This is a genomic window from Achromobacter sp. EG18 (assembly GCF_059759395.1).
The window spans coordinates 4858809-4873454 of record NZ_CM186213.1 but is presented as its reverse complement, the minus strand read 5'-3'; the positions used below and the strand labels follow the sequence as shown (position 1 = coordinate 4873454).

At 67.0% G+C, this 14646-nt stretch carries 15 protein-coding genes and 1 tRNA gene; 5 read left to right on the top strand and 11 right to left on the bottom strand.

All coding sequences use genetic code 11. The annotated features are described in order from the left end of the window. Positions 1-46: 46 nt before the first annotated feature. The 5 genes from AC6CR5_RS22430 to AC6CR5_RS22410 form a co-directional block, all read right to left on the bottom strand. Complete coding sequence (locus tag AC6CR5_RS22430; protein ID WP_006386816.1) at positions 47-1033, bottom strand: branched-chain amino acid ABC transporter permease; 987 nt, start codon at positions 1031-1033, stop codon at positions 47-49. Next, entirely contained in the window at positions 1030-1944 is a 915-nt protein-coding gene (locus AC6CR5_RS22425; protein ID WP_006386815.1) for a branched-chain amino acid ABC transporter permease, read from the bottom strand. Before AC6CR5_RS22425 ends, AC6CR5_RS22430 begins: the two co-directional genes overlap by 4 nt. Next, a complete protein-coding gene (locus AC6CR5_RS22420) occupies positions 1941-3110 on the bottom strand; it encodes an ABC transporter substrate-binding protein (protein ID WP_006386814.1) in 1170 nt (389 codons plus the stop codon). Before AC6CR5_RS22420 ends, AC6CR5_RS22425 begins: the two co-directional genes overlap by 4 nt. Before the next feature lie 58 nt (positions 3111-3168). After that, the gene (locus tag AC6CR5_RS22415) at positions 3169-4080 is read right to left on the bottom strand and encodes a fumarylacetoacetate hydrolase family protein (protein WP_020925409.1); all 912 of its coding nucleotides are present in this window, start codon (positions 4078-4080) and stop codon (positions 3169-3171) included. Between the two features lie 89 nt (positions 4081-4169). Continuing rightward, the gene (locus AC6CR5_RS22410) at positions 4170-5294 is read right to left on the bottom strand and encodes a cupin domain-containing protein (RefSeq protein WP_498084968.1); all 1125 of its coding nucleotides are present in this window, start codon (positions 5292-5294) and stop codon (positions 4170-4172) included. 207 nt (positions 5295-5501) lie between these two features. On the opposite strand from AC6CR5_RS22410, the gene AC6CR5_RS22405 reads away from it, so the two are divergent. Further along, a complete protein-coding gene (locus tag AC6CR5_RS22405; protein WP_498084967.1) occupies positions 5502-5762 on the top strand; it encodes a hypothetical protein in 261 nt (86 codons plus the stop codon). Positions 5763-6004: 242 nt separating this feature from the next. Here AC6CR5_RS22405 and AC6CR5_RS22400 read toward each other — a convergent pair whose 3' ends face one another. Both AC6CR5_RS22400 and AC6CR5_RS22395 read right to left on the bottom strand, forming a co-directional pair. Beyond that, a complete protein-coding gene (locus AC6CR5_RS22400; RefSeq protein ID WP_047993041.1) occupies positions 6005-7117 on the bottom strand; it encodes a porin in 1113 nt (370 codons plus the stop codon). Positions 7118-7365: 248 nt separating this feature from the next. Continuing rightward, the gene (locus AC6CR5_RS22395; RefSeq protein WP_020925411.1) at positions 7366-8301 is read right to left on the bottom strand and encodes an MBL fold metallo-hydrolase; all 936 of its coding nucleotides are present in this window, start codon (positions 8299-8301) and stop codon (positions 7366-7368) included. Positions 8302-8598: 297 nt separating this feature from the next. On the opposite strand from AC6CR5_RS22395, the gene AC6CR5_RS22390 reads away from it, so the two are divergent. The 3 genes from AC6CR5_RS22390 (at position 8599) to AC6CR5_RS22380 (ending at position 11204) form a co-directional block, all read left to right on the top strand. After that, the gene (locus AC6CR5_RS22390) at positions 8599-9477 is read left to right on the top strand and encodes an RNA polymerase sigma-70 factor (protein WP_047993042.1); all 879 of its coding nucleotides are present in this window, start codon (positions 8599-8601) and stop codon (positions 9475-9477) included. Between the two features lie 120 nt (positions 9478-9597). Further along, entirely contained in the window at positions 9598-10029 is a 432-nt protein-coding gene (locus tag AC6CR5_RS22385; RefSeq protein WP_026385166.1) for a cupin domain-containing protein, read from the top strand. 170 nt (positions 10030-10199) lie between these two features. After that, on the top strand, positions 10200-11204 hold the full coding sequence (locus AC6CR5_RS22380) for a LysR family transcriptional regulator (protein ID WP_024067564.1): 1005 nt from the start codon (positions 10200-10202) through the stop codon (positions 11202-11204). A gap of 4 nt (positions 11205-11208) precedes the next feature. Here AC6CR5_RS22380 and AC6CR5_RS22375 read toward each other — a convergent pair whose 3' ends face one another. Genes AC6CR5_RS22375 through AC6CR5_RS22365 form a run of 3 tightly spaced genes read right to left on the bottom strand, consistent with a single transcriptional unit; the run spans position 11209 to position 12969 of the window. Beyond that, positions 11209-11703, bottom strand: coding sequence for an Ohr family peroxiredoxin (locus AC6CR5_RS22375; protein ID WP_006386805.1), 495 nt, complete (start codon positions 11701-11703; stop codon positions 11209-11211). Between the two features lie 20 nt (positions 11704-11723). After that, positions 11724-12479 carry an SDR family oxidoreductase gene (locus AC6CR5_RS22370; protein WP_047993044.1) on the bottom strand — a complete coding sequence of 252 codons (756 nt, stop codon included), beginning with the start codon at positions 12477-12479 and terminating at the stop codon, positions 11724-11726. Between the two features lie 10 nt (positions 12480-12489). After that, positions 12490-12969 (bottom strand): carboxymuconolactone decarboxylase family protein, encoded by a 480-nt coding sequence (locus AC6CR5_RS22365; protein ID WP_006386803.1) that lies wholly within the window; start codon positions 12967-12969, stop codon positions 12490-12492. Between the two features lie 390 nt (positions 12970-13359). Between AC6CR5_RS22365 and AC6CR5_RS22360 the strand changes: the two genes are divergently transcribed. Further along, positions 13360-14541, top strand: a complete 1182-nt coding sequence (locus tag AC6CR5_RS22360; RefSeq protein WP_498084966.1) for an MFS transporter — start codon at positions 13360-13362, stop codon at positions 14539-14541. 20 nt (positions 14542-14561) lie between these two features. Here the strand turns inward: AC6CR5_RS22360 and AC6CR5_RS22355 are convergent. Then, positions 14562-14636 (bottom strand) — tRNA-Arg (locus tag AC6CR5_RS22355). Positions 14637-14646: the final 10 nt, after the last annotated feature.

Genomic DNA, 14646 nt, shown 5'->3' with positions numbered 1-14646 from the left:
GGCATGCCCCCTTGAGGGGGGAGCGCGCAGCGCTTCGGGGGTGGGTTCAATCCGCATGGCGCGTCTCCAGCAAGCGACCGAACAGCCCTTTCTGCCCCCACAGCACGACCAGCACCAGCACCGGCCCCATGTACAGCAGCCAATGCTCGGTCAGCGACGACAGCATCTGCTCCAGTCCCAGGAACACCGCCGCGCCCGCGATCGGACCCAGCAGCGTGCCCACGCCGCCGAGGATGACGATGGCCATCAGCTCGCCCGACTTGGTCCAGGCCGCCATGTCCGGCGTCACCAGCCCGGCATAGTTGGCCCACAGCACGCCCGCCAGCCCCGTGCCCACCGCCGACAGCACGAAGGCGCTCAGGCGATACGGCGTGGGCGCCACGCCCAGGTTGATGGCGCGCCGCTCGCTCTGCCGCAGCGCCTGCAGCACCATGCCGAAGCGCGAGTTGGTGACGCGGATGCACAGCAGCGTCCACACCGTCAGCAGCGCCAGGCAGACGTAGTAGAACGTCAGCGGGTTCTCCAGGTTCAGGCCCGGCAGCACATTGCGCTGCGAGATCATCAGCCCGTCGTCACCGCCATAGAACTGCAGCGACACCAGGATGAAATACACCATCTGCCCGAACGCCAGCGTGATCATGATGAACTGCACGCCGCGCGTGCGCAGCGCCAGATAGCCGAACAGCCAGCCCGCCAGCGCGCACACCGCCAGCGCGATCGGCCACACCACCAGCGCGGCGTTGCTGCCGGCCCAGCCGAACAGCGGCCCGGCTTCGGTGGTGTGGAAGGCGATGATGCCCACCGCATAGCCGCCCAGCCCGAAGAACATCGCATGGCCGAAGCTGACCATGGCGCCGTAGCCGATCACCAGGTCCAGGCTGACCGCGGCCAGGCCGTAGATCAGGAAGCGCGTCACCACGCCGATCAGGAACGGCGTGTCCGAGGCCGCCGCCGCGCCCGGCAGCGCCAGCAGCAGGATCAGTCCCGCCAGGCCCCAGCGCGCGCGATTGGAAAGCGTTTTTGTCATTGTCATCCCCGCGCCGGGAACAGGCCGCCCGGCTTGGCGATCAGCACGATCGCCATCAACACATAGATACTGGCCGACGCCAGGCCCGCGGCCAGCGGATCCGCCGTGGCCGGCGAGAACACCGCGCCCAGCAGCTGCGGCAGGAAGGCCCGCCCCATGCTGTCGACCATGCCCACCAGCAGCGCCCCCGCCAGCGCGCCGCGCACCGAGCCCACGCCACCGATCACGATGACCACGAAGGTAGTGATGAGGATGCGTTCGCCCATGCCGATCTCCACCGCCAGCAGCGGCGCCGCCATCACGCCCGCCAGCCCGCACAGCAGCGCGCCCAAACCAAACACCAGGGTGTAGAGCTTCTTGATGTCGATCCCCAGCGCGTCGACCATTTCACGGTCGTCGGCGCCGGCGCGGATCAGCATGCCGATGCGGGTGCGGTTCACCAGCCACCACAGCCCCACCGCCACCAGCGCGCCGACGGCGATGAACGACAGCCGGATCAGCGGATACTGGAACCCCGGCGCCAGCGTCACCGCGCCTTCCAGGAAGGACGGAATGCCCACCAGCGGCGGGCGCCGGCCGAAGATCAGGCTGACGGCCTCGTTCGAGAACAGCAGCAGGCCGAAGGTGGCCAGCACCTGGTAGAGGTGGTCGCGCTTGTACAGCTTGCGGATCACCACCACCTCGACCGACAGCCCGTACAGCCCCGCCCCCAGCAGCGCCGCCAGCACGCCCGCCAGGAACGAGCCGGTGCTGCCGATGGCGTAGGCCGCGCAGTACGCGCCCACCATGTAGAACGAGCCGTGGGTTAGGTTCACCACGCCCATGATCCCGAAGATCAGGGTCAGTCCGGCGGCCAGCAGGAACAGCATCGCGCCGAACTGCAGCCCGTTGAGCAACTGTTCGAAGAGCAAGGTCATGACGGCATCTTGCAGAATTGGGCGTAGGCGTCCTTGTCATCGGACACCAGCTTGCGCACCAGGTGCGGCGACAGGCCGCCGTCGGCGTCCTTGTCGATGCGCATCAGGTACAGGTCCTGCACCGGATGCTGGTTGGTGTTCATGCTGAACTTGCCGCGCAGCGAGGCAAACTCCGGCTTGCGCAGCGCGGCGCGGAACTCGGCCTGGCGCGACAGGTCGCCGCCGGTGGCCTTCAGGCCCGCGCCGATCAGTTGCGCCGTGTCGTAGGCCTGCATGGCATAGTCGGTGGGCACGCGGCCGTAGGCCTCCTTGAAGGCCTGCACGAAGGCCTTGGACTGCGGGTTGTCGAAATCCTGCGACCAGATGCCGGTGGTGTACGCGCCCAGCGCCGCGTCGCCGGTGGCCTTGATCATGCGCGCGTCCATCGAGAAGCTCGGCATCAGCATCGGCACGGTCTTGTTCAGGCCCGCCGCGGCGTACTGCTTGACGAAGTTGATGCCCGTGCCGCCCGGATGGAACTGGTAGACGGCGTCGGGCGCCAGCGACCGCACCCGCGCCAGTTCGACCGAGAAGTCCGACTGGTCCAGCTTGGTGTAGATTTCGGCGACCACTTCGCCCTTGTAGGTGCGCTTGAAGCCCTCGATGGCGTCGCGCCCGGCCTGGTAGTTGGGTGCCAGCAGCGCCACGCGCTTGTAGCCCAGTTCATTGGCGGCCACGCCGCCCGCCGTATGGAAGGCGTCGTTCTGGTACGAGGCGACGAAATAATTCTGGTCGCACTTCTCGCCGGCGAAGCTCGACGGGCCCGGGTTCAGGCTGACGTAGAACGCGCCCGACTTGACCACGCCCGGCGCCACCGCCGCCAGCACATTCGAAAAGTTCACGCCGGTGAACAGCTTGATGCCCGACTGCAGCATGCGGTCGGCCGCCTGCTTGGCGTTGGCCGGTTTCAGGCCATCGTCCTCGATCACCAGTTGCACCGGCACCCCGCCCAGCTTGCCGCCGCCCTGCTTGATCGCCAGGTTGAACGCGTCGCGCTCGTCCTCGCCGATGTAGCCGGCCGGCGTCGACAGCGTGGCGATGAAGCCGATCTTGACCGGCTCGGCCGCATGCGCCACGCCACCCAGCGTCCAGGCCAGGCCCGCCGCCAACATTGTTTGCTTGATCATTGTTTTCCCCTTGGAGACCGCCGCGCGCGCCGCCCCGCGACGCGCGCCGGAATTTCGCCTAGACCGCCACCACCGGATGGCGCAGCGTGCCGATGCCTTCCACGCACGCCACCACCACGTCGCCCGGCCACAGCCACTCCTGCGGCTTGCGGCCCGCGCCCACGCCCTCGGGCGTGCCGGTGGCGATGATGTCGCCCGGCTCCAGCGTGATGCCGGCGCTGATGTCCGAAATCAGGAACGGCACCTTGAACAGCATGTGGCGCGTGTTCGAGCCCTGCTTCTTCTCGCCGTTGACCGTCAGCCACAGGTCCAGCACCTGCGGATCGGGGATCTCGTCGGCCGTGACGATGCAGGGGCCGAACGGCGCGTAGGTGTCCTGGCCCTTGGAATAGATCCACTGGCCGGCGCGGCGGCAGTCGCGCGCGCTCATGTCCAGCATCACGCTGTAGCCGAACACGTACGACAGCGCGTCGGCCTCGGCCACGCGCGTGGCGCGGCGGCCCATGATCACCGCCAGTTCGACTTCCCAGTCCAGTTGCTGGGTGATCTTGGCGTTGTGCTCGATGGCATCGCCCGGGCCGATCACGGTGGTGGGCGGCTTGGAGAAGATCACCGGCTGCTTGGGCAGGTCGGCCGAGGTATCGAGCGTGCGGCTCGATTCGGCAACGTGCTCGACGTAGTTCAGGCCGATACCGAAGATGTTCTTGCGCGGACGCGGAATCGGCGCCAGCAGCTTGACGTTCTCCTGCGGCAGCGCGGTGCCCACGGGCCAGGCGCCGCGGTACGACTCCATCAGCTTCGAGGCCTGCGCCACGGCTACCGGGCCCAGGTCGATGAAGGCCAGCATGTCGTCCGGCAGCGCGACGCCGCCGGCTTGCCCCAGCAGGGCCAGGTCGATCACATAGCCTTCGGCCAGCGCGCCCAAGCGGGCGGCGGCGGTGGGATGGGCGCGAAAAGTTACCAAGCGCATAGGAACTCCAGGAAATTCAAGACGAGTTGAGACAGGCGCCCGGCTTGCGCCGGGCGGCGGATGAAAATTCAGTGGGGTTGGCGCAGCCGCTAGATCAGTTTCTGGTGGCCGTCGTTGTCCTTGACCGCTTCCTCGCGGTACAGCGCCAGCGCGCGCATCACCGGCAGGTCGTTGAAGCAGAACAGGCACGCGTCGTCGTTGGACGACAGGTTGGCGTGCTCGTGCACGGCCCAGGACGGCACACAGAAGATGTCGCGCTCGGTCCAGTCGTAGCGCTTGCCGTCGATGACCGAAAAGCCGCTGCCCTTGGCCACCTGGTAGAGAAAGCTGCCGGTGTGGCGGTGGGCCTTGGTGTGCTCGCCCGGACGCAGCAGCTGCATGCTGGCGCCGATGGTCGGCATGACCGGACCGCCGGTGGCCGGGTTGGTGTATTCCATCAGGATGCCGTCGTAGAGGCTGCCCGCCGATACCCGCGCGTGGCGGCGCAGCGCTTCGTAGGTGGGCTCCCATTCGTACTTGAAGAGCGGCGAATACGGCTTGGTCCAGCCCGCCGTCTGCGGCCGCAGCGCCGCGCTGCCCCACAGCGCGCTGGTGTCGTCCACCGGGTGCGTCACGGTCTGGTTCAGGTCGGGATGCACGGCGTAGAAGCCGGCCTCGAAGGCGTTGACCAGCGGGATGTCCAGGCCGTCCTGCCAGATGCAGGTGGTGCCGTCCTCGGCCACGCCGTGCTCGTGCCAGGTGCCGTTGGGCGTGAGCACGAAGTCGTTCGCGCCCAGCGTCATCTTGTGGCCGTCCACCACCGTGAAGGCGCCCTTGCCTTCCATGATGAAGCGCAGCGCCGAATGCGAATGCTTGTGCGCCGATGCCAGTTCGCCCGGCCGCATCACCTGCAGGCCCGAATACAGCCAGCCGACCGCGGCGGCAACGTCGCGCCGGCCCGGGTTGTTCAGGTAGATCACGCGGCGGCCGGCCTCTTCCGGAGAAACCAGCTCGGCCGAGCGCAGCACGTGGCCGCGCAGTTCCTGGTAGCGCCAGACCACCGGCACCGACGCCGAGCGCGGCGCCCACGGCTCGATCTTGTTGGCCACCGTCCAGAGCGCGCCGGTCTCGAGTCGCGCCAGGTCCTGGTAATAGGCGATGCGCTCCGGCGAGTCCGCCACGTTGGCGCGGCCGGCGGTGTCTTCCCGATAGGCGTCGTACCTGTTCGCTTCCATCCCTTGCCTCTTTTTTATAAAAATCAAAAGATTTTCGAAAATATTAGATGCAGCAAAGGAATCGGGCAATGATTGCGCGCTAGGGGTTTTCCTGGGGCCATCGCCCGCCTCAAAAAAAACCGGCGACGAATCCGAAAATACTGTACAAAAACACAGTGCGACGTGCTACATTGCGCTCGCCCGAAAAACGTCTTCCAGGAGACTCCTGTGTCCGAAGCCGCTCAAATCGCCCAGACTCACGTCGTCCAGTACATCGTCGTTCCCTACCGCACCGCCGCCAATGGCGTGGCCCCCGGCGAAATCCGGCCCGCCAGCAGCGAGTTCGGCGCCATCCGCATCGCCAACTCCATGGCCGACAAGTTCGCCGGCGTCGCCGCCTACGAGGTCATGATCGACAAGGAAACCGGCGACATGGAATCGCCGCGCATCCTGGCGCAGATCGGCACCGTGCCGTCGCTCGACGACTGACCTGGCCGCAACCGCCGCGCCAATGCAAACGCCGCCGGCGCCGCATCGCGGTGCCGGCGGCGCATGGACCGCTGAGCATGTGCCCATCCCGCCGAAGTTGGGGTGAGCGGACTGAGAGTGGAGCTAGGGAGGTGGCCGCTTTTTTCGCGTCTGTGGCCGGGTAAGACGCCCAGTCCGCTCAATGCAACCGCGGCGTCCGGCGACGCGCAACCCGCGCGCGCCGCCGGATCGCTGGCCGCCGCTTAGAAGCGGTGACGCACGCCCACCATGCCGACGGTGCTCTTGAGGCCGTCGATGAACGCGAAGTTCGTGGCATACGAACCCAGCGCGTACAGGTTGGTGCGCTTGGACAGGTTGTAGGTGTAGCCCAGGCTGTAGATGTTCATCGTGTCGTCGCCGCCGGTCAACGAGGTGTTGTTGGCGTCGGCGCGCTGCCACGAGAACAGGACATTGCCGGCGCCGCCGACCGGAGCCGACAGGCCGACCAGGTACGAGTTCGACTTGAAGTCCTTGGCCACGACGTTGCTGCTCAGGCTCTTGCCTTCGGGGCTGCCGCTGCCGAAGGCGTTGAGCGACTGGCCGGTGAACCAGCCGTCACGCGTCTGGCCGTAGGCCAGCGCCAGCTTGATCACTTCGAAGTCGTACGAACCGCCGATGATCCACTGCTTCGGCTTCTCGTCGGTGCCGAGCTGGTTGGCCATGTTCAGCTGGTCGTACGTCAGGGCCACGTTCAGCGGGCCGTTGACGTAACGCAGGCCGGTGGTGATGGCGCGGGTGTTGTCGGCCGTCTTGAAGCCGGTTTGCGCGGCGGTCGTGTCGGCCACGTTGAACGAGTAGCCCAGGCCGAACTGGAAGCCGCTGAACGACGGGGTCTGGTACATGACCATGTTGTCGTGGCGGACCGTGTTGGCGGCGCCGAAGGCGGCGCCAACGTTGGCCTGGCCGTAGCTGGCGCCGAACGGATCGATCGCGCCGATGTACTTCGAGGCGATGTTGGTCTGGCGGCCAAATTCCAGCAGGCCCCACGAATCGCCCTTCAGGCCGACGGTGGCCTGGCGGCCGAACAGGCGACCGCTCTGGCCCGACTGGCCGTTGGCCGAGTTGAAGCCGCTTTCCAGCGTGAACACGGCGCTCAGGCCGTCGCCCAGGTCTTCGGCGCCGCGCAGGCCCCAGCGCGAACCGCTGGACACGCCGTTGGACATGCCGACCTTCGATTCCTTGTAGCCGTCGTTGCCCTTGATGCGCTGGAAGCCCACGCCGGTGTCGATCAGGCCGTACAGGGTCACCGAGGTTTCAGCATGCGCCACGCCGGACAGCGCGGTGAACAGAGCGGTGACGAACAGAGTCTTTTTCATTACAGATTCCCGTTGATTGAACAGACATGCGCATGCGGGTCGGCACGCAACACGAGCGGCGATTCCGCGCATGACCGGAACGAATTCTAGGAACGCTGTATGTCAGTTTTTGGGACCTCGGCACAGGCGGATCATCATCGATGAAAATCGGACGAATGTGTGGCGCGAGCCCGACACCCAAGCCACATCGGGGCTTGCGCCCCGGTGTGTCACAACGGTGTGCTATTTAAAGGACAGCGCCGGCGCGGTCAGTAGTCCCAGATGACAGGCACCCAGCGAAAGGCCTCGCCATCGATCGCCACCCGGCCGACGGAGGGGAACGGCAGATGGGCGGCCACCAGCAGCCCGCGGTTCTGCGCCAGTTCCTGGAAAAGACGGAGCCGCACGCGGGCGGATTCCTCGGGGTCGTGCTCGAAGCCGTTGTGCCAGTCGGGATGATCGAAGCCCACGGGGAATATCGCGTCGCCGGCAAAGGTCAGCCGCTCATCGCCGCCGATCAGGTCGACCACGCTGTGTCCCGGGGTATGTCCGCCGGTGATGCGCACGACCACGCCGGGCGCCACTTCGTGCCGGTCCTGGAAGATCCGCAGCCGGTCGCGGTATTCGTTGTAGAAACTGGTCGCGGTCGACCTGAGCACGGCAGGCACCGGCTTGGGCATGACCGTATGGGAGAAGTCCGGCGACGTCCAGAACGCGACCTCGGTCGCGGACACGTGGATGCGCACGTCGGGCCGCAGGCGTTCCTTCACGCCATCGACCAGCAGGCCGCCGACATGGTCCATGTGCATGTGCGTGATGATCACGTCCGTCACCGACTCCAGCGCGATGCCGGCGTCCTCCAGGCGCTGGGGCAATTGGCCGGCGCGCGGAAAGCCCGGGAACTGCCCGCCGAGACCGGCGTCGATCAGGATCGTCTGGTCGCCGCTGCGGGCCACCATCACGTTCAGCGGCCAATCGAAGGCGTCCGGCGGCATGAACATGTATTGCAGCCACCGCGCCAGATCGGCGGGATCGGCATTGGTGGCCATGGTCGCGGTGGGCAACGGCAGCACGCCATCGCTGATCACCAGCGCATCGATCTCGCCCACCCGCAGCGCATAACGCGAGGGCACCAGATCGTGGGGAGGCCGGACGCCCGGATCGGACAGGCTGCTGAACGGCAGGGTTTGGGTTGCGGATGGCATGACAGGATCTCCAGAGAGGCGGTTGGATCAGGCTCGCGACAGCGCGGGCAGGTCGGCATTGACGCGATCCTGCGGGGTGGCGGCAAGGCCTTGCGGCGTGCCGGAAAGGCGATGCAGGCATCCTAGGGGTGGCGCGTCCCTGGCGGTAGGCTCGCGGCGGGAAGCATGCTGTTGTGCGCGACGCACCACTGCGCATCGCCAGGCGTTTGCATCAGTGTTTTCCGCTTGTCGCGGCGCGTCTCGCTGCGGCAAAATAGCCGCCTGCTACATCCCCTTCCCTTCGCGTCCACCCCTGCCATGACCGACTCGGTGACCCTGTTCGACAGTCATCGCCCGCGCCTGTATGCGATCGCGTACCGCATGCTGGGCGAAGTGGCCGAGGCCGAAGACGTGGTGCAGGACGCATGGCTGCGTTGGCATGGCGCCGACCGCGGCGCCATCGAAAATCCCGAAGCATGGCTGGTCACCGTCGCCACCCGCCTGTCCATCGACCGCCTGCGCCTGGCCAAGGCCGAGCGCGCCCATTACGTGGGAGTCTGGCTGCCCGAACCCATGTTGATGGCCGCGCCGTCCACGCCGGAGCAGCTGCACGAGCTGGCCGACGACGTGTCGGTGGCGTTTCTGTTCATGCTGGAGCGCCTGTCGCCGGACGCCCGCGCGGCCTTCCTGATGCGCGACGTGTTCGACGCCGACTATGAAGACATCGCGCAGACGCTAGACAAAAGCCAGGCCGCGGTGCGCCAGCTCGTCCGAAGGGCGCGGCAGCAGTTGCGCCAGGGCACCCCGCGCGAAGCCGTGCCAAGGGCGACGCTGCAGCGCCTGCTGGAGGCCTTCGCCGACGCGATGCAGCGCAGCGATTTCCATGGCCTGCATGCGCTGCTCAGCGACGATGCCGAACTCATTGGCGATGGCGGCGGCAAGGTCAGCAGCTTTGCCAGCCTGGTGGGAGGCAAGCGCCTGGCGCAGCTGTTCTACGCGGGCAAGCGCCGGTTCCGCGATGCGTTGCGCACCGAGGTGGTCCTGGTGAACGGGCAATGGGCCCTGCTGCGCTTCATCGATGGCGAACTGGAATCCGTGCAGTCCTATGAGACCGACGGCGAACGCCTGACGCGGGTGCTGGTGCAACGCAACCCGGACAAGCTGGCGCGCATCGCGGCGGCGCTGGCCCGGGGCTGACCACTGCCCGCCGGCCACGTTGGTGCGTGGCGGGCAACACGGTGATCCCCTGCTCGGACCTACCGCCGGGCCTGCCGCACTTCTACGATCGACCTGTCACCTTTCAACCAAGGACAGGCCATGTCGAGAATCGCGAAGTTCGCACTCCCCCTTATTGCCACCGGCGCATTGCTGGCCTCGCCGGCCCACGCCGCCTCCCACCACGCAGCCACCGCCGGGCCGGCCAATCCGGTGGTCACGGAATTGATGGCCAGGAACCTGCCGGACATTCCCGGCAAGGACGCCCTGATGCTGCTCGTCGACTACCCCCCTGGCGGCGCCGACCCGGTCCATCGCCACGACGCCCATGCTTTCGTCTATGTGCTCGAGGGCAGCATCGTCATGCAGGTCAAGGGAGGCAGGGAAGTGACGCTGACCGCCGGCCAGACGTTCTACGAAGGGCCGGACGATATTCACACCGTAGGCCGCAACGCCAGCCAGACCAGGCCGGCCAGGTTCCTGGTGGTCCTGATCAAGAAGCAGGGCGCCCCCGCCCTGACACCCGTCGAATAGGCGGTCGGCGGTTCGGAGGCGGCCCGGAGCGGACCCACGCGCACGCGGGCCTTGCCTCTAGGGAAAGCCCGTATTTTTTGCGGACGATGTCACAAAGTTGCCCGGTGTGCCGTCTTGAGGGGTAGGACCCACCCAAGGGGTAGGACCCACCCACTCACCGAGCCACCACCATGTCGACACTCTCATCCGCCTCGTCGGCCGCGCCCCGCTCCACCGCGCCGGACTCCCTGGCCGACAGCTTTGCAACCAGCTACGCGGGCGTCGTGGCCTTCATCGCCGTCGCCGCGGAAGGCAACTTCGCCAAGGCCGGCGACCGCCTGGGCATCGGTCGCTCGGCGGTCAGCCGCAGCGTGCAAAAACTGGAAGACCAGTTGGGCACCCGCCTGTTCGTCCGCACCACGCGCAGCACCTCGCTGACCCTCGAGGGCGAGCGCTTCTACGAACAATGCCATCCCGGTGTGGAACGCATCGTCCAGGCCCTGGACGACATGCGGGAACTGCGCGAGGGCCCGCCCGCGGGTCAATTGCGCGTGTGTTCCACCGTGGGTTTCGGCCGCAAGGTCGTCGCGCCGCTGCTGCAAGGGTTCCGCCACGCCAATCCTGATATTTCGGTGGAACTGTTGCTGGACGACGGCCCCACCGACTTCACCACCGACCGCGTCGACCTCTCGTTCCGCAACGGCCGCATGGAAGACAGCCAGGTGATCGCCAAGAAAGTGATACCCATGCAGATGATGCTGTGCGCCGCCCCCGCCTACGTCGCCCGCCATGGCCTGCCGGACAGCGTCGACGACATCGCCGGCCACCGCTGCGTGAACTTCCGGCTCGCCTCCGGACGCGTATATGAGTGGGAATTCAAGGTCGGCGGCCAGCTGCGCAAAGTCGCTCCGCCCGCCATGCTCACCTTCAATGACGCCGACCTGGTATTGCAAGCGGTGCTGGACGGCCATGGCATCGCGCAGATGGCCGGCTATCAGGTCTGTGATCACCTGCGCGCCGGCACGCTGGTGGCGTGCCTGCCGCAATACGCGCCCGACGACCGCGGACACTACCTGTGTTTCCTGAGCCGCCAACACCTGCCGGCGCGCATGCGGGTCTTCATCGACTACATGACCGAGCGCATCCGCGCGCTGGACCTGCAGATTCTCGACAGCCTGCTGTCGGCGCCGGCCTGAATCGCTATTGCGTCAACGCCACCACGCATTCGATACCGCCCTGCGCCATCTTGGCGTAAGGACACAGGCGTTCCGTATTGCGCACCAGCTCCTCGGCCACCGCCCTGGCCACGCCAGGCAGGTGGATGTTGATGTCCGCTGACAGCGCGAACAGGCCATCGACGGGATCGCGGCCAAAGGCGATGATGGCCGTCACCGAGGCATCGGCAATGGCCAGGCCGGCGCGCTCGGCCAGCATGCTGAGCGCACCGTGAAAACAAGCCGCATAGCCCGCGGCGAACAGTTGCTCGGGGTTGGTTCCTCCGCCCGGGCCGCCCAGTTCGACAGGCAGGCGCAGCTCGACCTGCAACGCGCCGTCATCCGACATGGCGATGCCGGAGGCGCGGCCATGCGCGGCCTCGCCGCCCCGCACCGTCACGCTGGTGGCGTACAGGGGTTGGAAATCACCGCCCCGGTACTTGTCCAGGAGCGCCTGCGCAGGCGGCCGCGGTCTGCTCATGGAAGTCTCCGCGCGCGCCGCTACTTGCCCGAACCCGAACGGCTGAACCACGTTTCGAAATCGATCGCGCCCAGGCGCGGGCCGGGGCCGGGCACCAGTGTCGTATCGTCGAGCAGCGCCCCGAAATAGCGCGCGCCCGCGTCCGCCCGCAGCGTGCGTGAGTCGCCGATCCTGTCCATGTAGCGCCGCGCCAGTTCGGCCAGGCGCAGGCGCTCTGGCCCGGCGATTTCCACGATGCCGTTCACCGGCGGCGCCAGCGTGGCGTCGGCCATGGCCAGCGCCACGTCGTCGGACGCGATCGGCTGGACGTAGGCGGGCGACAGGCGCACTTCGCCATCCTGGGTGCCCGACTGCACGATGCCGCCCAGGAATTCGAAGAACTGCGTGCTGTGAACGATGGTGTAGGGAATGCCGGCCGCCCGGATCAATTGTTCCTGCGCGATCTTGCCGCGGAAGTAACCGCTTTCGGCCAGCCGGTGCGTGCCCACCACCGACAGCGCGACATGGTGGCGCACGCCGGCGCGAGCCTCGGCGGCCAGCAGGTTGCGCCCCGAGGTTTGGAAGAATTCCAGCACGGCCCTGTCTTCGAACGACGGCGAGTTGGCCACGTCGACCACGGTCTCGACCCCGGCCAGCGCCGCGTCCAGGCCCGCGCCGGTGATCGTGTCGACGCCGGTCGCGGGCGACGCGGCGACAGCGTCATGGCCCCGTTCGATGAGCAATTTGACGAGCTTGGAGCCGATCAGGCCCGTGCCGCCGATGACCAGGATTTTCATGTCGAGCTCCTCAGTTGAACTTGGCCTTGTCCAGGCCATAGGCCTTGTCGGCCGAGCCGGGCACGGTCCGGAAGCCGACGTTCAGGCGATTCCAGCCGTTAATGGACATGATGGCGAAGCTGAGGTCGCTGATCTCCTTTTCCGACAATTGCGTGCGCACGCGTTCGTAGACCTCGTCGGGCACGCCCTGCGCGCCCAGCGTGGTCAGCGCCTCGGTCCAGGCCAGGCAGGCGCGCTCCCGCGGCGAGAACTCGGTGGATTCGCGCCAGATCGCCACATGGTGCAGGCGCAGCTCGCGCTCGCCACGGATCTTGGCTTCCTTCACGTGCATGTCCAGGCAGAAGCCGCAGCCATTGAGCTGCGATGCCCGGATCTCCACCAGGGACAGGATGGACTGCTCGATCGCGCCGGACTTCAAGAGCATGCCGAACTCGACGAATTTCTTGAACAGTTCGGGCGATTGGGCGAAAGCGTTCAGGCGTTGACTCATGGTGACTCCTTCAGGGGGTTGGGCAGGTCCAGGCAGCGTGGCGCGGGACGGTGCGCGCGCTGGAACGACACCCGGATCGTAGGTCGGCCTGAACCGCGGCAGAAGGCCCGGCCAGGGGATCATGGTGTTGCCTCGGCGACAACAATCAGCGGATGGACGCCATGGCCTCGCTTGGTCGGTTGAACGCGCACAACCAAGCCGGTATCATGACGTCGGTTGTCTGATCTCCGGATCAGCGCTGCTTGTTGTCCAGCCCCCCGCGGCTGTTCCCCCGCCTCGCGCACTCCGACGCCCCGCCTCCTCGCGGCATTCCCCAGCGTCGCCACTTTTCCCCGTTTTTCCCCCGTTTTCTTTCCATTTACCTCCACTCGCATCTGCACGGGAGAAGGCATGTCCTGTTCCAGAACCATTGCCGACGTCGGCAACGGACGCCACTTGCTGTCCGCACTTTCCCTGTCCGTGTTTTTCGTCGGCGCGAGCGAGTTCATGCTCGCGCCGATGTTGAACCCGTTGGCCGACGCCTTTCGCGCCAGTCCGGCCCAGGCCGCGTGGCTGATTTCCAGCTACGCGTTCGCCTACGCCATCGCGGCGCCGATCCTTGGCCACCTATCGGATCGCGTCGATCGGCGCCGGCTGTTGCTGGCCGGCCTGCTGTCATTCGCGGTCGACGGCGTCGGTGTCGCGTTGGCGCCAACCCTGGAGGTCGCGCTGGCGCTGCGGATTTTCGGCGGCCTCGCCTCCGCCGTCATCATTCCGAACGCGTTCGCGCTGGTCGCCGAAAGCATGCCGCGCGACCGCCAGGCTGCGGCCATGGGCGTCGTCATGCTGGGCATGACGGCGGGCATCGCGATGGGGCCCGCGCTGGCCGGCCTGCTGACCGACTGGATCGGCTGGCGCGCACCGTTCCTGCTGACGTCGGCGGGCTGCCTTGTCGCCTGCGTTGTCAGCGGCATGTCGATACCGCGTGGGCACGCCGCGCGCGCGCCGCGCCAGCGCAGCGCAGTACATTGGCTGCGCGCGCGGGCCATCGTGCGTCCGCTGTTGGCCAAAGGGCTCTGGAACGGCGCGGGCGTGGCCGCCTTTCTGCTTTCGGGGGAAATCCTGCGCGCGCGCTATCAGTTGGACGCGGCGCATGTCGGCCTGAGCGCAACGGCGTTCGGCATCGGGCTGGGGGTCGGCAACCTCTCCACCGGTGCGCTGCGCCGGCTGGGCTGCGGAGAAGAAGGCGCTTTGGTCATCACCACCACGCTGCTCGGTGGCTGCGTTGCGGCGTTCTATCTTCTGCCATTGCCACTGCCCGGCGCGCTGGCCTGCCTGGCGGCGTGGGGCGCCGCGCTGGGCGCGGGCGCGCCGCTATCCACGGCCGTATTGGCGAAACGATCGAATCGGGACAAGGGCGCGGTGCTGGCCGCGGCGGAGACGCTGAACAACGTGTCCATTCTGTCGCTGGTGCCGCTGGCGGCGCCGCTGCTTGCGTCTGGAACGGCCCATCAGGCCGCCGGCGTGCTGTTGGCCGGCCTGGGCATCGGCATCGCATTGACCATCCGCGACGCCGTTGCGGCAACGCGATGATGGGCCATCGAATTGGTCGATGGCGCGCCCGACAGGAATCGAACCTGTATCAAGAGCTTCGGAAACTCTCATTCTATCCATTGAACTACGGGCGCAGCGCAAGGA

Excerpts from the sequence above, each read along its gene's own strand:
- AC6CR5_RS22430 (WP_006386816.1), bottom strand. The coding sequence starts at position 1,033 with ATGACAATGACAAAAACGCTTTCCAATCGCGCGCGCTGGGGCCTGGCG.
- AC6CR5_RS22365 (WP_006386803.1), bottom strand. The coding sequence starts at position 12,969 with ATGAGTCAACGCCTGAACGCTTTCGCCCAATCGCCCGAACTGTTCAAG.
- AC6CR5_RS22425 (WP_006386815.1), bottom strand. The coding sequence starts at position 1,944 with ATGACCTTGCTCTTCGAACAGTTGCTCAACGGGCTGCAGTTCGGCGCG.
- AC6CR5_RS22400 (WP_047993041.1), bottom strand. The coding sequence starts at position 7,117 with ATGAAAAAGACTCTGTTCGTCACCGCTCTGTTCACCGCGCTGTCCGGC.
- AC6CR5_RS22415 (WP_020925409.1), bottom strand. The coding sequence starts at position 4,080 with ATGCGCTTGGTAACTTTTCGCGCCCATCCCACCGCCGCCGCCCGCTTG.
- AC6CR5_RS22380 (WP_024067564.1), top strand. The coding sequence starts at position 10,200 with ATGTCGACACTCTCATCCGCCTCGTCGGCCGCGCCCCGCTCCACCGCG.
- AC6CR5_RS22385 (WP_026385166.1), top strand. The coding sequence starts at position 9,598 with ATGTCGAGAATCGCGAAGTTCGCACTCCCCCTTATTGCCACCGGCGCA.
- AC6CR5_RS22375 (WP_006386805.1), bottom strand. The coding sequence starts at position 11,703 with ATGAGCAGACCGCGGCCGCCTGCGCAGGCGCTCCTGGACAAGTACCGG.
- AC6CR5_RS22370 (WP_047993044.1), bottom strand. The coding sequence starts at position 12,479 with ATGAAAATCCTGGTCATCGGCGGCACGGGCCTGATCGGCTCCAAGCTC.
- AC6CR5_RS22395 (WP_020925411.1), bottom strand. The coding sequence starts at position 8,301 with ATGCCATCCGCAACCCAAACCCTGCCGTTCAGCAGCCTGTCCGATCCG.
- AC6CR5_RS22410 (WP_498084968.1), bottom strand. The coding sequence starts at position 5,294 with ATGGAAGCGAACAGGTACGACGCCTATCGGGAAGACACCGCCGGCCGC.
- AC6CR5_RS22390 (WP_047993042.1), top strand. The coding sequence starts at position 8,599 with ATGACCGACTCGGTGACCCTGTTCGACAGTCATCGCCCGCGCCTGTAT.
- AC6CR5_RS22360 (WP_498084966.1), top strand. The coding sequence starts at position 13,360 with ATGTCCTGTTCCAGAACCATTGCCGACGTCGGCAACGGACGCCACTTG.
- AC6CR5_RS22420 (WP_006386814.1), bottom strand. The coding sequence starts at position 3,110 with ATGATCAAGCAAACAATGTTGGCGGCGGGCCTGGCCTGGACGCTGGGT.